Origin of the sequence: Mycolicibacterium thermoresistibile, from assembly GCF_900187065.1 — a bacterium.
GTDB lineage: Bacteria > Actinomycetota > Actinomycetes > Mycobacteriales > Mycobacteriaceae > Mycobacterium > Mycobacterium thermoresistibile.
In genome coordinates, this window is record NZ_LT906483.1 from 857,837 (window position 1) to 876,859 (window position 19,023).

16 protein-coding genes are annotated in these 19,023 nt (G+C 65.6%); 10 read left to right on the forward strand and 6 right to left on the reverse strand.

What is annotated here, in order from left to right:
* Positions 1 to 139: 139 nt before the first annotated feature.
* A complete protein-coding gene (locus CKW28_RS03900; protein WP_003923586.1) occupies positions 140 to 919 on the reverse strand; it encodes an SDR family NAD(P)-dependent oxidoreductase in 780 nt (259 codons plus the stop codon).
* Positions 920 to 1,135: 216 nt separating this feature from the next.
* Here CKW28_RS03900 and CKW28_RS03905 point away from each other — a divergent pair, with 216 nt between their 5' ends.
* From CKW28_RS03905 to CKW28_RS03920, 4 genes are all read left to right on the forward strand, one after another.
* Entirely contained in the window at positions 1,136 to 3,859 is a 2,724-nt protein-coding gene (locus CKW28_RS03905) for a PEP/pyruvate-binding domain-containing protein (protein ID WP_003923585.1), read from the forward strand.
* Positions 3,856 to 4,974 (forward strand): hypothetical protein, encoded by a 1,119-nt coding sequence (locus CKW28_RS03910; protein ID WP_003923584.1) that lies wholly within the window; start codon positions 3,856 to 3,858, stop codon positions 4,972 to 4,974. The genes CKW28_RS03905 and CKW28_RS03910 overlap by 4 nt, the downstream gene beginning before the upstream one ends.
* A 3-nt stretch (positions 4,975 to 4,977) precedes the next feature.
* Positions 4,978 to 5,751, forward strand: a complete 774-nt coding sequence (locus tag CKW28_RS03915) for a tyrosine-protein phosphatase (RefSeq protein WP_003923583.1) — start codon at positions 4,978 to 4,980, stop codon at positions 5,749 to 5,751.
* Positions 5,752 to 6,040: 289 nt separating this feature from the next.
* Entirely contained in the window at positions 6,041 to 7,555 is a 1,515-nt protein-coding gene (locus tag CKW28_RS03920) for a class I adenylate-forming enzyme family protein (RefSeq protein ID WP_162292329.1), read from the forward strand.
* A gap of 46 nt (positions 7,556 to 7,601) precedes the next feature.
* Here the strand turns inward: CKW28_RS03920 and CKW28_RS03925 are convergent, their stop codons facing one another.
* A complete protein-coding gene (locus CKW28_RS03925) occupies positions 7,602 to 7,967 on the reverse strand; it encodes a Zn-ribbon domain-containing OB-fold protein (protein WP_003923581.1) in 366 nt (121 codons plus the stop codon).
* 5 nt (positions 7,968 to 7,972) lie between these two features.
* On the reverse strand, positions 7,973 to 9,145 hold the full coding sequence (locus CKW28_RS03930) for a thiolase family protein (RefSeq protein WP_003923580.1): 1,173 nt from the start codon (positions 9,143 to 9,145) through the stop codon (positions 7,973 to 7,975).
* Between the two features lie 59 nt (positions 9,146 to 9,204).
* Between CKW28_RS03930 and CKW28_RS03935 the strand changes: the two genes are divergently transcribed.
* Complete coding sequence (locus tag CKW28_RS03935; RefSeq protein ID WP_003923579.1) at positions 9,205 to 10,221, forward strand: phosphotransferase family protein; 1,017 nt, start codon at positions 9,205 to 9,207, stop codon at positions 10,219 to 10,221.
* An 81-nt stretch (positions 10,222 to 10,302) separates the two neighbouring features.
* Here the strand turns inward: CKW28_RS03935 and CKW28_RS03940 are convergent, their stop codons facing one another.
* From CKW28_RS03940 to CKW28_RS03950, 3 genes are all read right to left on the reverse strand, one after another.
* Positions 10,303 to 11,274 carry an IS481 family transposase gene (locus CKW28_RS03940; RefSeq protein ID WP_095176422.1) on the reverse strand — a complete coding sequence of 324 codons (972 nt, stop codon included), beginning with the start codon at positions 11,272 to 11,274 and terminating at the stop codon, positions 10,303 to 10,305.
* 108 nt (positions 11,275 to 11,382) lie between these two features.
* Entirely contained in the window at positions 11,383 to 12,159 is a 777-nt protein-coding gene (locus CKW28_RS03945) for a FadR/GntR family transcriptional regulator (RefSeq protein WP_082764990.1), read from the reverse strand.
* Between the two features lie 100 nt (positions 12,160 to 12,259).
* Positions 12,260 to 13,024: an SDR family NAD(P)-dependent oxidoreductase gene (locus CKW28_RS03950; RefSeq protein ID WP_003925939.1), complete on the reverse strand. Its 765-nt coding sequence runs from the start codon at positions 13,022 to 13,024 to the stop codon at positions 12,260 to 12,262.
* 91 nt (positions 13,025 to 13,115) lie between these two features.
* Between CKW28_RS03950 and CKW28_RS03955 the strand changes: the two genes are divergently transcribed.
* From CKW28_RS03955 to CKW28_RS03975, 5 genes are read left to right on the forward strand one after another with little or no spacing between them, the layout of a single operon-like run.
* Entirely contained in the window at positions 13,116 to 14,033 is a 918-nt protein-coding gene (locus CKW28_RS03955; RefSeq protein WP_003925940.1) for an enoyl-CoA hydratase, read from the forward strand.
* A gap of 1 nt (position 14,034) precedes the next feature.
* Entirely contained in the window at positions 14,035 to 14,925 is an 891-nt protein-coding gene (locus tag CKW28_RS03960) for an LLM class F420-dependent oxidoreductase (protein WP_003925941.1), read from the forward strand.
* A gap of 13 nt (positions 14,926 to 14,938) precedes the next feature.
* On the forward strand, positions 14,939 to 16,261 hold the full coding sequence (locus CKW28_RS03965; protein WP_003925942.1) for an acyl-CoA dehydrogenase family protein: 1,323 nt from the start codon (positions 14,939 to 14,941) through the stop codon (positions 16,259 to 16,261).
* Positions 16,261 to 17,424, forward strand: a complete 1,164-nt coding sequence (locus CKW28_RS03970) for an acyl-CoA dehydrogenase family protein (protein ID WP_003925943.1) — start codon at positions 16,261 to 16,263, stop codon at positions 17,422 to 17,424. The genes CKW28_RS03965 and CKW28_RS03970 overlap by 1 nt, the downstream gene beginning before the upstream one ends.
* 20 nt (positions 17,425 to 17,444) lie before the next feature.
* Positions 17,445 to 18,998, forward strand: a complete 1,554-nt coding sequence (locus tag CKW28_RS03975; RefSeq protein ID WP_050812037.1) for an AMP-binding protein — start codon at positions 17,445 to 17,447, stop codon at positions 18,996 to 18,998.
* Positions 18,999 to 19,023: the final 25 nt, after the last annotated feature.

Sequence of the window (19,023 nt, forward strand, 5' to 3'; positions counted from 1 at the left end):
TGCGCTTGTCAGCGGAGAAGGGGGTTGCGGCTAAAAGATCTGGTGTATTACTCCGATCGGTGGGCCGCTCGTGTCGAGCGTCAGGTGACGTGATGCTTTGCGATGAGCTCTGCACCAGTGCAGGGGGCCTGGGCGGGGTCTACCAAGGCAGGGTCCCACCGTCGACATTGATTGCCGTACCGGTGATTCCGGCGCCCTCGTCCGAGACCAGCAGTGCGCAGGTCGCGGCGACCTGCTCGACCGTGTTGAGCTGTTTGGTCATCGTGTCGGCGGCGTAGTTCTTCAGGTAGTCCTCGTATGAGACGCCCCGCCGCGCGGCGGATGCGCGACCGGCCTCCCGCATCAGGTCGGTCTCCACCGGCCCCGGGCATATGGCGTTACACGTGATCCCCAGTTCCCCGTAGTCGCGGGCCGTGGCCTTGGAGAATCCGTTGAGGGCGTGCTTGAACGTGATGTAGTGGCTCGATCCCGGCTTCTTCGCCTGCTTCGAGGCGATCGAGGAGATGTTCACGATTCTTCCCCATCGCTGATCCACCATGTGGGGGAGGCAGCGACGGGTGAACCAGAACACCTGATCGAGGATCCACGTTCCGGCCTTCTGCCACGCCTCGTCGGTCATCTCGTGGATCAGGGCGAAGCCGTCCGCGCCCCCTGCGTTGTTGACGAGGATGTCGACCCCGCCGTTCTGCTCGATCACGGCGTCGACGGTTTCCTCCACCGAGTCGCGTTCGAGGACATCGCAGGCGTAGAAGAACGCGCGGCCCTCGGCGTTCAGCCGCTGCAGCGCCTCGGCGCCCTTCTCCGGCGAGCGTGCCACCAGCGCCACCGTCGCACCGTGCGCGGCGAGGCGTTCGGCGATCCCGTAGCCGATTCCCCGGGTGCCGCCGGTGATCAGAGCGACCTTGCCGGTCAAGTCCATCGCCTTCTCCTTGATTCCAAACATCGGAGGTAACGTCTCCGTGCAGATGGTCCTCTTTCGCGCAGGTCAACCGTGCCCTTACCGGGCTCGTCTGCGCAAGAGGATCTTTCAATCCCTGGACATGTTAACGTCTGACGTATAACGTACGCGACGTGGATCACAGCTGATGCAGCCGTGTTACCGGGGCCACCAAACCACCTCAGGAAGTGACGGGGTATGTCCTACATCGTTGAGTTTTCCGAACCAGCAGCCGTCCAGCGCGCAGTTGCGGGCGGTAAAGGAGCGCATCTGGCGTCCCTGACCACCGCGGGATTCACCGTCCCGCCGGGTTTCGTCGTCACCGTCGACGCGTTCGATGCTGCCGTGACACGGAACATCGGTGCGGACGTGGAGAAGATCCTCGCCGGGACCGACTTCGCTGATGCGGATGCCGTCGAGGAGGCGGCCGCGAAGGTGCGCGCACTGGTCACCGACCTGGACGTGCCGGCCGACATCGCCTCCGCCATCACCGCCGCCTACAACAAGCTGGGTTCCGACGCGGCGGTGGCGGTCAGGTCCTCGGGCACCGCGGAGGACATGGCCGAGGCCTCGTTCGCCGGTCAGTACGACACCTATCTCGATGTCGTCGGGACCACGGCGGTCCTGGATGCGGTCAAGAGGTGCTGGGCCTCGCTCTACACCACACGCGCGGTCGCGTACCGCAGTGGCAAGGAACTCGACACCTCCACGGTGAAGCTCGCGGTGGTGGTGCAGGAGATGGTGGAGGCGGAGGTCTCCGGGGTCATGTTCACTGCCAACCCCTTCACCACCGCCACGGATGAACTCGTGATCAACGCCAGCTGGGGGCTGGGTGAGGGCATCGTCTCGGGGATCCTCACCCCCGACCAGTTCACGCTGGACAAGGCGGACCTTACGGTCCGTGACGTCACCATCGGCCCCAAAGAGGTTCGGGTGGTGCGGAATCCCGAAACCGGCCAGGGCACGGTGACCCTCGACAACGATGAGGCCAGCCGTGCTCGGCGCACCCTGGACGACGCTGCCCTCGTGCGGCTCGGCGACATCGGCCGGCGAATCGAGGAACACTTCGATTCCCTCCCGCAGGACGTCGAATGGGCATACGCCGACGACACCTTCTATGTCCTGCAGTCGCGCGCGGTCACCGGCGTCGATTTCACCTGGGATGACGACGTCGACGCCTGGCAGTGGAGCCGGCCGCATGCGGACACCATCTGGACCCGCGGATTCGCCGACGAATACTGGACCGGCGCGATCACCCCGCTGTTCTATTCGGTCCGCGGGGCAGAACAGACCAGTTCCTATCAACGCAGCGCCAAGCTCTGGGGGGCTGATCGGCTGGCCGCCTTGCCGCAGTTCAAGTACCACAAGGCCGAGGTCTACTTCAACGTCGAGAACCAGGAGGAGTTCCTCCGGTACACCTGCCCGCCGATGTTCCGTGCAGCGGCCAGTGGCTACCTTCCGCCGAGCCGTGCCGCGGCGGTGGCCGAGGACCCGTTCTCGTGGGCCGGGTACGCCAAGATCCACGCCCGCATCCTGGGGCTGGACATTACGCAGTCGTTCCACAAGTGGATCGCCTCTGTCGAGGACTACATGCAGAACCGCATCGAGGAAGCCGACGGTCTCGGTGATGAGGAACTGCGCAAGCTCACCGACCGGGCCTTGCAGAAGTACATCGACGACCGAATGGAGTTCGTCGAGGGCCTGTTGTACAACATGTGGTCCGGCTTCCAGATCCACGCATCGCTGGTGCTCAACGGTCTCGGCACACTGCTGGCCAAGTGGTACGACGGCGACAACCAGATGATCTTCGTGGACCTGATCACCGGCTTGCCCCAACGCACCATCACCCTGCAGGAGAACCTGGACCTGTGGGATCTGGCCGCTGAGATCCGCCGCAGCCCCGCCCTCAGGAAACTGTTCGAGCAGTCCGAACCGCACGAATTCTTCGACAAGCTCGCTGTCCATCCGGACGGTGCCGAGGCCCACCGCCGATACCAGCAACTTCTCAAGGATCACGGCCACCGTGGCCATGCCGACCGGGACTTCATCTTCCCGCGCCGGATCGAGGACCCGTCGATCGACTATCGCAGTCTGCAGGCGCTGCTCAGCGGTGATGGGATGCAACGGCCCGACGAGCAGGAACGTAAACAGGCCGCCAAGCGTGAGGCAGCGACCGCCGATGTGATCGCTCGGCTGGAGGCGAAACCGTTCGGCCGCTTGCGCGCCGACCTGTTCCGGATGCTCCTCGATTACGCGCATCGCTTCATGGTGCTCCGCGACGACGAACGTCACTACGTCGACCGTGCCACGATGTCAAAGAAACGAGCATTCCTCGAACTCGGACGACGGTTGTTGGCGCGCGACCTGATCGAGCGGCTTGACGACGTGTACTTCCTCACCAAGGACGAACTCTACGAACTGATGGCCGAACGCGCTCCACAGGCTTTGGTCCGCGCCAAGATCGCCGGGCGTCGAAAGCAATTCGAGGCCTTCGACCGTAAAGACGCGATCCCGCCGATGTATCTGCAACACGGCAGGGAGTGGATCGATCCCACCGAGATCAGCGGCGGGGACGTCGATCCGCGTGCACTGCAGGGGCTGCCCACCAGCCCGGGAACGGTCGAAGGACGGGCACGAGTGGTGCGGGAACTCGACGGGATCGGCTGTTTGGAGAAGGGCGACATCCTGATCACCAACAGCACCGACCCGGGGTGGACCCCGGTGTTCGCGATCATCGGGGGCTTGATCCTGGAGACCGGCGGGATGCTCGCGCACGGATCCTGTCTGTCACGCGAATACGGCCTCCCCGCTGTGACGGTTGCCAACGCGTGTTCGCACATCGCCGACGGTGCGCATATCCGCGTCGACGGACACACCGGCATGGTGTCGGTGCTGGACGACGAACTCGCTGCGGCACGATGACCGGTACTGCCACCGCGGTGCTCGCGCCGCCGGGAAACATCGGCGCAGCCACGCCGGAAGGGGACAACATCGCCGAGATGATGGCGCTCGCTCAGGCGCAGCTGCTGCAACAGGCCGCCGATCTCGTCCGGCCGGTCTGGGTTCCGTTTCTCAGCAAGACGATTCGCTCCGCCGGGGCCAACGCCGATACCACGTACGGTGTCGCCCTGCTCGAGCCGGGAGGCAGCTACCGGATCAGTGGGCGGCGAGGCACAGTGGTCTTCGCGGATCTGCTGGTCGGAGCCGGCCTGCTGGGGGTTGTCGAACGACAGCAACCCAACGTCGGGGTCGTGGATTTCACCGACCTCGACCTCGGCGATGACGACACTGTCGAACTGATTCTCAGTGCCGAGCGGCCGGCGGGATATGACGGACACTGGTTTCGGCTCGACCCGACCGCCGATCACGTGTGGCTACGTCAGTACTTCTATGACTGGGAAACCGAACGGCCGTGGTCGGTCACCATCGAACGCCTCGACGTGGCGCCGACCGACCCTCCGAAACCGGCCCTTCGCGACGTCGAGATCAACGGTTTCGTCGATCGCTACGTGAGCATGTGGCAGTCGCACGTGGCGGCGATGGCGGACCGCGGTTACGTGAATCGGCTGGAAACCGTCGGGCTACCCGACACCACCGGGATGGTGGCCCAGTCCTATTTTCAGGGGGTGTACGAGATCGCCGAGGACGAGGCGCTGCTGCTCGAAGTGCGGCCACCGCGCCGGTGTCGCTACTGGAGCGTGCAGTTGACCGATGACCGGTACATCTCACTGGACTGGATGTGGCGGCAGACCAGCCTCAACGGCCACCAGGCCCGGCTGGACCCGGACGGGGTGTTCCGCGCAGTCATCAGCCACCGGGATCCCGGCGTCCACAACTGGCTCGATGCGGCCGGCTGGACCCGCGGCACCATTCTCGGCCGGTGGAACCGCGCGGACGCGAACCCGGTCCCTTCGGTCAAGCTCGTCGACTTCGCCGATCTGCCCGGTTTCCTGCCCGCCGACGTACCCCGGATCACCAGCGATGAGCGGCGGGCGCAGTTGCGGGCCCGAGCCGCCGCCGCACAACGGATGGGCTGACCGATGGGGCGGCACTCGATGTTCCCGAGCGCGCCGAACTTCCGCGATCTCGGGGGACTGAGAACCGAAGACGGCCGGAAAGTCCGCCACGGTGTCCTCTACCGGTCCGAAGCGCCCTCGGTTTTCGACCCCGAGGATCTGAACCGGTTGGGCACGCTGGGAATCCGACTGGTGTGTGATCTCCGGAATCCGGCGGAGATCGCGGAGGACGATCCGGTGGTCGAGGGAACTCGGAGAATCACCATCCCGGTGCTCCCCGAGGTGCGCACCGGGGGGCCGGACCTCATCAGGGAACTGATCTCGGACCACACCGGAGGGCTGGCCCGCGCCAACATGATCAGGTCGTACTCGACCATGCCCGCGGTGTTCGAACCGTATTTCGCCGGTCTGATCACCGAGATCCTCGACGGCAACCTGCCCATGCTGGTGCACTGCACCGGCGGCAAGGACCGGTCCGGGTTCGTCGTTGCGCTGTTGCTGGCCGCGGTCGGAGTCGAGTTCGACGCGATCGTCGCTGACTATGAGTTGAGCCGGAAGGCAATGGATCGCAATGCGATCCGCAGATTGCTCGTTGGTCCCACCGGGCGCAGCGGGCTGGCTGAGAACACCGAGATCAGCGATGAGGTGCTCGACGCGATGACCGTTGACCGGGCCTACCTCAAGGCGGTGTTCGAGGCCGCCGCGGATCGTCACGGGTCCCTCGAGCAGTACATCGAAGTGGCCGGTCAACTCGACGCCGACCGACGGTCGCGCCTCCGGGACGCTCTGCTCGAATGATCTCCCTCGGACGGTTCGGTCCGTCCCGGAAACTCACCCGTCAACCGGCCCCGTGGTCATTCCCATGGGCACCGGCCGGATAGCGGTCACACCGGTTGCTGCGCCCCGCCGTGAGCTCACCGCTCGGCGGGGCGCGGTGATCTACGCCGGCGCGGGCTGCGACGACGGCGAGCGAGCGCCCGCGCCGACCGAACGAGCGGCGCAGAGCACTGGAGATTAATACATCAGACGTTTAAACTGACGGTGCTGTTGCGGTGCCCGTATGGGTAGCCGAGAAAGGTTTGAAATCGTGTCGCAGAACCAGCAGGGTCTTGCTGCGGGGTTTGCCAACATGCTCGAGGCCGATCCGGACGCGGTCGCCCTCATCCGCGGTGATCAGCGGTGGAGCCGCGAGCAACTGTGGGAGCTCTCCGGGCGCGCCGTGGCAAAATTGCGCAGCCTCGGCGCCGAACCCGGGGACGCGGTCGTCGCCCACTACGACACCGGGGCCGAGGAAATGGCGATCGCGCTGGCCGCCTCGCGGCTCGGATGCGTGTTCATGCCGATCCCGAGACGACTCGGCGCCCGCGAGCTCAATTACGTGGTCGGCCTGGCTGATCCGGTGCTCGTCGCCGTACAGGATCGAGATCACGTCGGCGTGGTCGAGAACCCCGGCCGGGCCCGAGTCCTCACGCTTGCCGACTCGCTCGCCCCGACCGGCGCCGAGGTCGATCCGTACCGTTGGCGGCCCGGCGAGGCTGCCCTGGTCGGCTTCACCTCGGGATCGACCGGCCACCCCAAAGGCGTCATGCACGGTGTGCCCGCGATGGAGTGGGTCGCCGATCTCATCGTCGAGCGCGGGTCGCTGCGGCCGGGGGAGCCGATCTGTGTCACCGGGGCGGGTGCCGGCGCACCCGGCTTCACGTTCTACACGTATCTCGGCCTGACCCGCGGGCTGCCCATCGTCAAGAGCGAGAAGTGGGACCCCAAGAGAGTTCTGGAGCTGATGGCGCGGGAGCGTTGTGTGTGGTCGACCATGGTGCCCACCATGCTCCACATGCTGATGACCGCCCAACGGGATTCGGGCCGGGCCTACGACCTGAGCGCCATGCGGACCGTGTCGATGGGCGGTGCGCCCATGAGCGAGGAGTTCATCTCCGAAGCCCGCGAGCTGATGACATTTGAGCCGTTGCGCGTGTACGCGATGGCCGAGTGCATGATGCACTCGCACAGCCGGGCGGATGATCCGATCGAAATCCGCAATGGCATGGACGGGCGGCCCGGACCGGGGGCAGAAATCGCCACATACGACTCCGAGGGGCGTCGACTGCCGACGGGCGAGACGGGTGAGATCGGGATGCGCGGGCCGTCGCTCATGCTCGGCTATCTCGGCGACGCCCCCGGTTCACTACCGCTCACCTCGGACGGGTTCTTTCTCAGCGGAGACCTGGGACGCGTCGAGGACAACGGCTGCATCAAGGTGGTCGGTCGGCTGAAGGACATGATCATCCGGGGCGGATACAACATCGACCCCGGCGAGGTCGAGGAACTGCTGCGGGCGCATCCGGAGGTCCGCGATGTGGCGATCGTCGGTTATCCCGACCCGGTGTACGGTGAGCGGGCGTGCGCGGTCCTCTGGACGGACGGAGTCGTCCTCGGGCTGTCCGACATCGCGGAATTCCTGCTGGAGCGCAACCTGTCCAAGGACAAGATCCCGGAGATGGTCGTCTGCCGGGACGAGCTGCCGCAATCACCGGACGGGAAGATCCTCAAGGGGCAGTTGCGCGCGGAGATCGCCGCGCTCGTCGCCACGCGATCCGGATGAACCGCGGCAGCCGCCGAGAACCGGGTCGATCTCGATTCCTTCGAAGTCAGGCCGGGGCGAACACCAGTGCTGATCCCGCCCCCGTGGTGGCGACGCCGTCCAGGCGCACCGGTGTGCCGACCTGCGGGCGGCCCCGGAACCGAACCACCAGTCTGATCTCCGGTGCCGCATCCGGTATGACGAGCCCGACGCGATAGGGGATCTCGAAGTCGTCGACGAATCGCCGATGTACCTCGGTGGTGGTGAACACGTGGCCGGACGCCGGCACCTCGACCCACTCGTATCCGCTGGCGCAACACGGCCCGAACTCGGTGGGATACCACCACCAGCGGTGACACCGCGGACAGCGTGGCAGCCACAACTCGCCGCGCGCCGCTGGAGAGAAGTGCCTGGCGTCCAGATCTACCATCATCACCTCTACCGGTCGGATGTCAGTACCGCGCAGGCCATGTCGGGGATGCCCAGTCCGGTCACCAGAGCCACCTCGGCATCGGGCACCTGGCCCTCACCACGCTCGCCACGCAGCTGGCGGACCGCCTCGATCAGATGGTTGCCGGCCAGCAGATAGGAATGGGCGAGCAGACCGCCGTGGGTGTTGACCGGCAGCGGTGCCCGCGGACCGATCCCCACATCGAGAACGTATGCGGCGCCTTCACCCCGGGGAGCCACGCCCAGGTCCTCGAGCTGAATGATCGTGGTGATCGTGAAACAGTCGTACAGCTCTGCGATGTCGACATCGTGCATCGACAGGCCGGCCATCCCGAGTGCCTGGCGGGCAGCCGAATCCGTGGACAATGACAGGAAGTCATGCCGCTGGGTGAAGTACTCGGTCTGAGTGGTGGCTGCGCCCGCGATGCCGACGCCGGCGACGAGCACGGGCTTTTCAGTCAGGTCACGAGCCCGCTCCGGGGTGGTCATGACGAACGCGATCGCTCCGTCGTTGGTCAGGCAGCAGTCGGCCTTCCGCAACGGCGTCGCGATCATCGGAGACGCGAGATAGCCGGTCACATCGAGTGGTTCGGGCAGCAGTGCTCCCGGTGTGCGAGCGGCGTGCGAGCGGGCGGCGCCGGCGACCTCGGCCAGCGCCTCGGGTGGCAGCCCGTACTCGTGGGCGTACCGCTGTGCCATCGCGGCGAAATACACCGGTTGGCCGAACCACCCGGCCGGCATCTCCACCGCCGCCTTCCACGGATCCTCTGCGTGCACGGCGTACGCCCCACCCCGGGCAGGGTCGAGGGTGAGGCCGAAGTAGGTGACGACGACCTCGGCCAGACCGCTCTCGATCGCCAGTTGCGCGATCAGCGGCGCACCCACCAGTCCGGCCCCCGCGATGGACGACTGACAGGAGAACGGCCGGTGACGCAGGCCGAGAGACTGGGCCATGGCGTCGACCGGCACAGTGTGGGCGGTGCTCATTCCCTCGATGACGAACCCGTCGACATCTCCCGGGGACAGCCCGGCGTCGGCCAGCGCGCGGTCCACCGCGGTGCGGGCCAGCGCCGCGGCGCTGTGACCGGACTTGTGGACATGGTCCGATTCGCCCACTCCCACGATCGCCACCGGCACGGTGGTGCCCTCCAGGTTTGCCAATAAAAAGTCTGATGTTTAGCTTAAACTAGCCCAGTCGACTCAATAAGGAAAGGGAGGCCGTGTCCATCACCGCAACCATCGAGTCGCGCGACGAACTGCACGAACAGGTCGGCGCCTGGGCGCGACACCATTACGGGCCCCGGGTGCGAGCGGGGCGGCCGGTCACCCCCGAAGGGCACTCCGGGCTCACCGTCATGGTCCCCGTCGTGCTCGAATCCGGACAGGTCGTGGACGAGGTGGTCATCCGGTTGCCACCGAAAGGCGTGAAACCCAAACGCAATACTGATGTTCTGCGGCAGATTCCGGTGCTGCGGCACTTGGCCACCACGGAAGTCCCGGTGGCTCCTGTGCTCGATCCGGGGACCGACACGAGGTGGTTCGGCCGCCCGTTTCTGATCGTCCGCCGGATGCCGGGGGAGACCAGGAGCATCGACGACGGGCCGGGTCACGCGCCCGGACCCGAACACGTGCGTGAGGCGATCACCGTGCTCGGCATGTTGCACAAGTCGGTTCCCGCAGAGGCGCTGACCGGTTGGGACACCGTGAACACCTACGCCGACGAATTGCGGGCGTGGGATCGCGCACTGGAGCGGATGCCGAACGACGACTGGCGGACTGCGTGTGGAAGGCTGCGTGAGCGGTTGGCCGACGTGCTGCCTGTCGAGGCTGCCACCGGGTTGGTGCACGGAGATTACCAGTTCTCGAACCTGCTCTACGACGCAACGCGTATCACCGCCGTCCTGGATTGGGAGGTGGCCACGCTCGGTCCCCAATTGCTGGATCTCGGTTGGTTCGTCACCATCAACGACCAGGATTCGTGGGCGCATCGGGTGGCGACTGCGGGAATCCCGCCGACCGAGGTGATCGTCGACTGGTATGAATCCGCAGCTGATCGCGCCGTGGACAAGGGGGAACTCGCCGCTGCGTGTGCGCTGGCCGCGTATCGGTTCGCCGTGATCGCCGGACTCAACCTCTCACTGCACCGCACCGGTCGTCGCGTCGATCCGCACTGGGAGAAGATCGCTCCGTCGATTCCCAGACTCGTCGAGTGCGGACTACGTCGGTTGCGCCGCTGACCGCGTCGGCGATGTCCGGGTTCGGAATGCGGTCAGCCGATCTGAACGGGCCCGAGGCGATTCCGAAATCGTCTCGAACGACTAGGTGTTCTTCACGGGTAGGTTGTGAACGCGTAGGCGGTCGATAGGTGTCATTCCGCCGATGCCGGTGTGGGGTCGGTGGTGATTGTAGTGATGCAGCCAGTGCTGGTAGGTTCCGGCGCGTTCGGCCTCAGAGCGGTAGGTCTGCGCATAGGCCCATTCAGTGGTCAGGGTGCGGTTGAATCGCTCGACTTTGCCGTTGGTCTGCGGCCGGTAGGGCCGGGTCCTCTTGTGGGCGATGTCGGGGCCGAGCGCTTCAGCGAAATTCTTTGACCGGTAACAGGATCCATTGTCGGTCAACACCCGCTTGACGGTAATGCCATGGTCGGCGAAGAACGCGCTGGCGCGTTTCCAGAACCCCGCGGCGGTTTCTTTGCGTTCGTCGGCGAGGTCCTCGGAATACGCCAGCCGGGAGTGGTCATCAACGGCGTGGTGCAAGAACGTGTATCCCATGCCGCAGCGGTTGCGCCGGCCGGCTTGGCGACCCAGCTTGCGATGGCCGCCCCCGTCGGGGATGCGGCCCAGTTTCTTGACGTCGACATGGACCAAGTCGCCGGGAGCCGGGTGCTCATAGCGGCGGGGTTTGGGCCGGCGTACCGGCAACCCGGTGTTCTGGTCCAGGTGCCGCAGCAATGGCATGCGGTAGCGGCGTAACACCGCTTCTACCGTTGACCGCGCCAACCGCAAATGGGCGGCGATACGATGTGGGCCCCACCGCCGGGTGAAGCGCAGGTTGACGATGCGCCGCTCACGTCGTTTCGGCAACCGCAACGGACTGCGATGCGGCCGGCTGGGCCGGTCTACCATCGCTGCTTCGCCACCGTCGCGATAACGGTCGGCCCATTTCTTGGCTGTGGCCACCGAACATTGGAACCGCTCAGCAGCGCGCCGCAAACTCCAGCCCTGATCAACAACAGCCTGCGCAAGCCGCAACCGCCCACGAGGAGTCAACGAAGCATTAGCGTGGACCATGAGGACCTCTCGGTAATCGGATGTGCGTGTTTGGTAACCACACCGATACCGGAGGTCCTCACCTACTTCCGCTCACCACGCCGTTCACAACCTGTCTGGGAGTTACAACTAGGCCCCCGCGCCGTCGCGGTCCGCCTCCTCGGGTGGGAGGTAGTACGGTGACAGGTCCTCGTCGATGTGGCGCGTGGCGAGTTCGTACGCGAGGTTCTCATCGCCTGCCAGGATCGCCTTCAGCAGCTCCTGATGGGCCCGTTGGTTGCGTTCCCAGAACTCCAACCCGGGGACCGTCCGCCGGAACTTGCTGCGGGCCACCGCAGATACCGGACGCCCCATCGCCTCGAGCAGCTTGTTGCCCGACGCCCGCAGGATCGCGCTGTGAAAGTCCGCGCTCTGCTGCATCGCGGCCTCCTGATCGGCGGGGTCCACCATGGCCGCGGTGCGTTTGAGCTCCTCGACCTGATCGCCACCACGCGCGGCCGCGGCCAGCGCCGCGGCCGGCCCCTCCAGCGCCCGCATCGCCTGCAGAAATGATCGCGCGTCAACCTGATTGGTCAGTGCCAGCATGCTGAACGAGGTATTGAACATCCCCTCGAGTCGCTCGGAATCCGGCACCGCGACGAAAGCGCCTCCTTGTATCCCGCGGCGGGTCTCGATCAGGTGCTCGGTGGTGAGGATGCGCAACGCCTCCCGGATCGTGCTGCGGCTCACGCCGAGCAACGGTGCCATCTCGGCCTCCGACGGCAGCTTCTGGCCGACGGCCAGATCCCCGCGCAAGATCAGGTCCCGCAGTTGATCGGCCACCTGGATATAGGACGACTGCACCCTGCGCAGCGGCGGCAACCCGGAGGGCCGGGATGCGCCGGTCGGCGTCGTCTTCGCAGCCATCTGAACCCCCTGTTACGTCGAGTGCCTCAATTGTAACGTCAGACGTAACCATTGCGCGGTTACGCCGGATATGACATGCCGGTCGTCGGCGCTGAGCGGGTCAATCCCGCCCGCCATCGACGGTGATGACGGCTCCCGAGGTGAAACTGGCGGCGTCAGAGGCGAGGTACAGAGCTGTGCCGACGATCTCCCGCGGATCACCGATCCGTCCCAGCGCGGTCTGGTCCACAACCCTCGCCACGGCCTCGGCGCTCCAGTACTCACTCACATCGGTGGCGAATGCGCCCGGCATGATCGCGTTGACCCGGACGTGCGGTCCGTACTCTTTCGCCAGCGCCGCCGTCATCGCGTTCAAGCCCGCCTTGGCCGCGGCGTAGGGGACGATGTCGGCGGTCGGACGGACCGCGCCGATGCTGCTGAGGTTGATGACCGACCCGCCGCCGTTGTCGACCATGGCGGGGGCGAGCAGCGCCGTCAATCGAAACGGCGCACGCAGGTTCACGGCCAGCGTCTTCTCCCACATCGTCTCGGTGATGTCGGCGACCTTGTCGTAGAGCGGCGACATCCCGGCGTTGTTGACCAGGACGTCGACATGGCCGAACGTCGCCAGCGCCCGGTCGGCGAGCGCATCGAGTTCCGCCCATCTGCCGACATGACACGGCATCGGGACCGCCCGAACGGCAAAGGTTCGACCAATCTCCTCGGCGGCGCGTCGGCAGGATTCCTCGTCGCGACTGGAGATGATGACGTCTGCACCGGCGCCGGCGAAGGCCCGGGCCATCTCGAATCCCAGCCCCCGGCTACCGCCGGTCACCAGGGCCACCTTGCCGTCGAGGCGGAACGCCGCCAGTGGATCCGGCGTCATCGCGCCTCCCTTCCCATACGGTTGCACATGCTTGTAGGGTATACCTCAGACGTTTTATCGGTAATCCCTGCCACAACCCCGTCAGAAGGAGATGCAGATGACTGAGCGGACGGGTGCGGAGTACTCCTACGTGACCTACGAGGTCCTCGACGAAGGGCGCATCGCGCGGATCATGATGAACCGTCCCCGTCAGCGCAACGCGCAGAACCGGGGTCTGCTGGTCGAACTGGACGACGCATTCATGCGCGCCGAACGGGACGACGATGTCCGGGTGGTGATCCTCGGCGGGATCGGACCGATGTTCTCCTCGGGGCACGACCTGGGCAGCAGCGATGACCGGGCCGAACGATCCGGTGGGCCGGCGGGGCACCCGACATATCTGTTCAACGGCGGCAGTCGGCAGGGCACCGAGCAGCGGATGCTGCAGGAATGGCATTACTACTTCGAGAATGCCCGGCGTTGGCGCAATCTCAAGAAGATCACCATCGCCGAGACCCACGGGCCGGTGTTGGCCGCGGGCCTGATGATCGCATGGACCTGTGATCTCATCGTGGCCACCCCGACCACCACCTTCGCCGACGTCGTCGGTACCCGGATCGGTATGTGCGGTGTCGAATACTTCGCCCACCCGTGGGAGCTGGGCCCACGCCGAGCCAAGGAGCTGCTGCTCACCGGGGACTCGCTGGACGCCCACACCGCCCACCAGTGGGGAATGGTCAGCAGGATCTTTCCAGATGACGAACTACAAAAGCGCACAATGGAATTGGCCCAGAGGATCGCGGGACTGCCGACCGTCACCGCCCTGCTGATCAAGGAGGCGGTGAACCAGTCGGTGGACAACATGGGCTTCTACAACGCGCTCAACGCCTGCTTCTCGCTGCACCAGATCAACCACGCGCACTGGGCCGAGGTCACCGGAGGGGAGAGCCACCTCGGAACGCCCGAATTCGGGGTGCCGCGCTGGCAGGATGCCGGTCCCATCCTGCCGCGACCGATGAGCGAGGCATGAGGTGAAGTTCGGGATCTCGCTGTTCCCGCTGCGTCCCCGCCAGATGGTGGACGTGGCGGTGGCAGCGGAACGGCTGGGGTATGACTCCGTCTGGCTCGGCGAGCACGTCGTCACCCCGATCCACAGTGACTCGACGTTCCCCTATGCCGAGGACGACGCCCACGCCGCTTTCCACGGGCAACTGCCCTTCTACGATCCGTTCGCCGCGCTCGGCTACCTGGCGGCGCAGACCAGCACCTTACGCTTGGTTCTTTCGATCTCCATTGTCCCGGTACATGATCCATTTCATCTGGCCCGATCGGTGACAACACTCGACCTGTTCTCCGAAGGTCGGTTCTGGTTCGGAATGGGCGCCGGTTGGCTGCGTGAGGAATTCGAGATCCTGCAGAAACCGTTCGATGGCCGCGGCCGGATCCTCGACGAGACGATCGACATCATGAACCGGCTGTTCACCCAGGACGTCACCACGTACCGGGGCCGGCACTTCACCGTCCCGCCGGTCGGCCTGCAACCGAAACCGCTCACCCGGCCGCACCCGCCCTATCTCTTCGGCGGCCACAGCCGTAAAGCGCTCGAACGCGCCGCAGCCCGCGGACAGGGCTGGCTGTCGAGCGGCATGAGCCCGGAGCGAAACGCCGAGGCGATCGCCTTCCTGCGCCGGGAGCGTCGGCGGCTGGGAGTGGACGATCAACCCTTCGAATGCAGCACCCACCTCGTCGGTCCGGTCGACCGCGGACTCGTCGACGCATACAGGGAAGCAGGAGTCGACCGGCTCGTGGTCCGGCCCTGGCGCAAAGGGGGACAAGCCGTCGAGGCGATCACCCGGCTGGCTGACGACCTCGGCGTGACCCGAACGGATCGGGTCACCGACTGCTCCACGCACACCATCTAGGAGAGAGGCAACCATGAGCTGGGACTTCTCCACCGACTCCGAGTATCAGGAGAAGCTGGACTGGGCCGAAGACTTCGTCCGGCGCGAGATCTTTCCGCTGGAAGCCCTGGAACTTCCGCAGCAGCAACTGGTGGAGGCGATCACCCCGCTCCAGCAGGAAGTCAAGCGGCAGGGCCTGTGGGCCGCGCACCTGCCGCCGGAGATGGGCGGCGGAGGTTTCGGGCAGGTTCGACTCGGTCTGTTGCACGAGATCATCGGGATGTCCTCACTCGCGCCGGTCGTGTTCGGCAACAACGCACCGGATTCGGGGAATGCGGAGTTGCTGGCGATCGGGATCGAGGAGAATCCGGAGTCGGCGTGGCAGCGGGAGAAATGGCTGGAGCCGCTGCTCGACGGCCGGATCCGCAGCGCGTTCTCGATGACCGAACCCGGTGCCGGCGCAGACCCGACGCTGCTCACCACCACCGCCGAGCTCATCGGAGACGAGTGGGTGATCAACGGCCACAAGTGGTTCACATCCAACGGTTCAGCCGCCGACATCCTGCTCGTGATGGCGGTGACCGATCCGGATGCTGCGCCACGGAACCGGATGTCCATACTGGTGGTCCCCCGTGACACCCCGGGGGTGGAGATCGTCCGGGACATCGGGACGATGCAGCATCCGCACCCCGAGTTCGGTCGGATCGGCAATCACAGTGAAGTGGTCTACCGGGATGTGCGGGTTCCCCGGGAGAACCTCATAGGGCTGCGTGGCAACGGTTTCCTGCTGGCACAGAAGAGGTTGGGGCCGGGGCGGATCCATCACTGCATGCGTTGGCTGGGCCAGTCCCGGCGGGCCTTCGACATGCTGTGCGAACGCTCGGTGTCGCGCTACACCCACGGCTCGCTGTTGTCGGAGAAGCAGACGGTGCAGAACTGGATTGCCGATTCGATGGCCGAGATGGGTGCCGCCCGGCTGCTGACGCTGCACGCGGCCTGGAAGATCGACACTCAAGGTGTGCAGGCTGCGCTGACCGACATCGCGATCATCAAATTCTACGGCGCGCAGGTTCTGTACAACGTCATCGACCGCGCCATCCAGGTGCACGGGTCGTTGGGGGTGACGACCGACCTTCCGTTGGAGGCGATGTACAAGGAGGCCCGCAACGCACGGATCTACGACGGTCCCGATGAGGTGCACCGGCAGACCGTGGCCCGTCGCGTGCTCCGGAACTACCGATCACGCGAGGTTCCCAGTGAGCACCTGCCGACCCGGCGCGCCGAAGCTGTGAAGCGCTTCGCCCGCCTGCTGGAGACCGGCGCCGACGTCCTCACCCCGTCCGTGCAGGAGAAGTGATGCAGCGGACCCTTTATGACTCCGATCACGAGGACTTCCGCGCCGTGGTACGGAACTTCGTTCAGACCCACATCGAGCCGAACGACGAGAAGTTCGCCGCCGAGGGCCGGCTTAGTCGCGAGCTCTGGCGCGCCGCGGGCGACACCGGCATGCTCGGGCTGTGTGTGCCGGAGCAGTACGGCGGCGCCGGCGTCAACGACTACCGGTTCAACGCGGTGATGGACGAAGAACTCACCCGAGCCGGTATGGCTTACGCGTGTGGTCTGGGAGTACACACGCACGTCGTCTCCCAGTACCTGGTGCACATGACCACAGAGGAGCAACGGGCCCGCTGGTTACCGGATTTCGTCAGTGGTGAACTGATCACCGCCGTGGCGATGTCGGAGCCGTCGGGGGGATCCGATCTGGCGGCGTTACGGACCCGAGCGCGTCGTGACGGCGACCAGTGGGTCATCAACGGCTCGAAGATCTTCATCACCAACGGTGCCACCGCCGACCTGATCGTGGTGGCCGTGCGCACCGGCGAGGAGACAGGTTCGCGCGGCATCTCGCTGATCGCCGTGGAAGGGGACGCGCCCGGCCTCGACCGCGGACGAACTCTGCGCAAAATCGGTCAGCACCAGGGTGATACCGCCGAATTGTTCTTCGATGACTGCCGCGTGCCGGTGGCGAACCTCATCGGGGAAGAGGGTGCGGGATTCCGAGCGATGATGGAGCACCTGGCTCAGGAGCGGCTCGCCTCGGCGGTGTGCAACGTCGCGCACGCCCGCCACGTCCTGGAACTGACATGTCGGTACGTCACCGAACGGTACGCCTTCGGGGCCAGCCTGGGCGCGCTGCAGCACATCCGGTTCCAGATGGCCGATATGGTCACCGAACTGGACATCATCCAGACCTACGTCGACGCGTGCGTCGCGGCGCATGTGCGGGGCGATCTGACCGCGATCGACGCCGCCAAGGCCAAGCTGAAGAGCTCGGACATCCAGAGCCAGATTGTCGACACCTGCGTCCAACTGCACGGCGGCTACGGCTACATGGAGGAGTACGAGGTCGCCCGAGCCTGGCGCGACGCCCGCGTGACACGGATCTGGGCCGGCACCAACGAGATCATGCGCGAGGTGATCGGCCGCTCGCTCAACCTCAGGGAACCTTCGAAGCACTAGATTCAAGGCAGGTGGACATGATGGCCACGATCGGTGTGCCGCCGTGCGCAACGGCGCTCACCCCCACGGATTTTCTGCGCCGCTCGGCGACGATCTTCCCCGACCGTGTCGCCGTCATCGACGGGGCTGATCGGACCAGCTACATCGGGTGGTATCACCGGGTGCGGCGGATGGCAGGCCTGTTGCGCAAGTGCGGCGTTCAGCAGGGCGACTGCGTCGCGGTCCTCGCGCCGAACACCTCGATGCTCCTCGACGCGCACTACGGCGTTCCGATGGCTGGTGCCGTACTGCTCACGCTCAACATCCGACTGACCGTCGAGGACCTGACCTACATCAGCCGGCACGCCGGGGCGAAGGCTGTCCTCTTCGATGACAGCCTTGCCCACATCGCGGCTCAATTGCCGATCCCGATCCAGCTCAGCGCCACGGAGTATCGCCGTCGGGTCGCCGACGCGCCGGAGGTCGAGCACCAGGTCGACGACGAACTCGCGTTGTTGTCGCTGAATTACACCTCCGGGACGACCGGGCGACCACGGGGCGTGATGTACCACCATCGCGGAGCCTACCTGCAGGCACTGGCCACCGCATACCACTCGGGGTTGTCGCCGCAGACCGTACACCTGTGGACGTTGCCGATGTTCCACTGTCACGGATGGTCGTTCACCTGGTCGGTCACCGCTGCCGGCGGGACACACGTCTGCCTGCCGAAAGTCGAGCCGTCCGCGATCTGGCGACACCTTCACGACGATGGTGTCAACAGCCTCAACGCCGCCCCCACCGTGCTGATAGATCTCGCCTCGCACCATGATGCCCGTCGAGTCGCCCACGGAGTGCGTGTGGGCACCGGTGGTGCGCCGCCGTCGCCCACCCTGCTCCAGCGCCTCAGCGAACTGGGTTTCGACATCACGCACTATTACGGGCTCACCGAAACCTATGGGCCGGCGGTTATCTGCGAGTTTCCCGCCGAACGGGCTGACTCGCCCATGATCGAACAGGCGCGGTTCAAGGCGCGTCAGGGCAACTGCAACATCGTCGGACAGCCACTGCGGGTGGTCGACGACCGAGGTGACGATGTGCCCGCCGACGCGACCACCATGGGCGAAATCGTGATCAGAGGAAACACCGTCGCCACCGGTTACTACCGAGACGAAGAGGCGACTCGGGAGGCATTCGGCTCAGGCTGGTTCCGCACCGGCGACCTCGGCGTCATGCACCCCGACAACTACGTCGAACTCCGTGACCGGGCCAAGGACGTCATCATCTCCGGAGGCGAGAACATCTCGTCCGTGGAAGTCGAACAGGTCCTGGACACCCATCCAGCGGTGCGCGAATGTGCTGTCGTCGCAGGGCCACATCCCCGATGGGGCGAGGTGCCGGTGGCCTTCGTCGACTTGGAACCCGGCGCGAACGCGACCGTCGAGGATCTGATCGCCTACGCCCGCACACGTCTCCCCGGATTCAAGACGCCCAAGACCGTGTATATCGGGCCGCTACCGAAAACCGGCACCGGCAAGATCCAGAAGTTCCGGCTCCGAGACCGGGCGCGTCATGGCAAATATTCATCCGACGTTTAAATAACGACGACAGCCTGGTCAAACA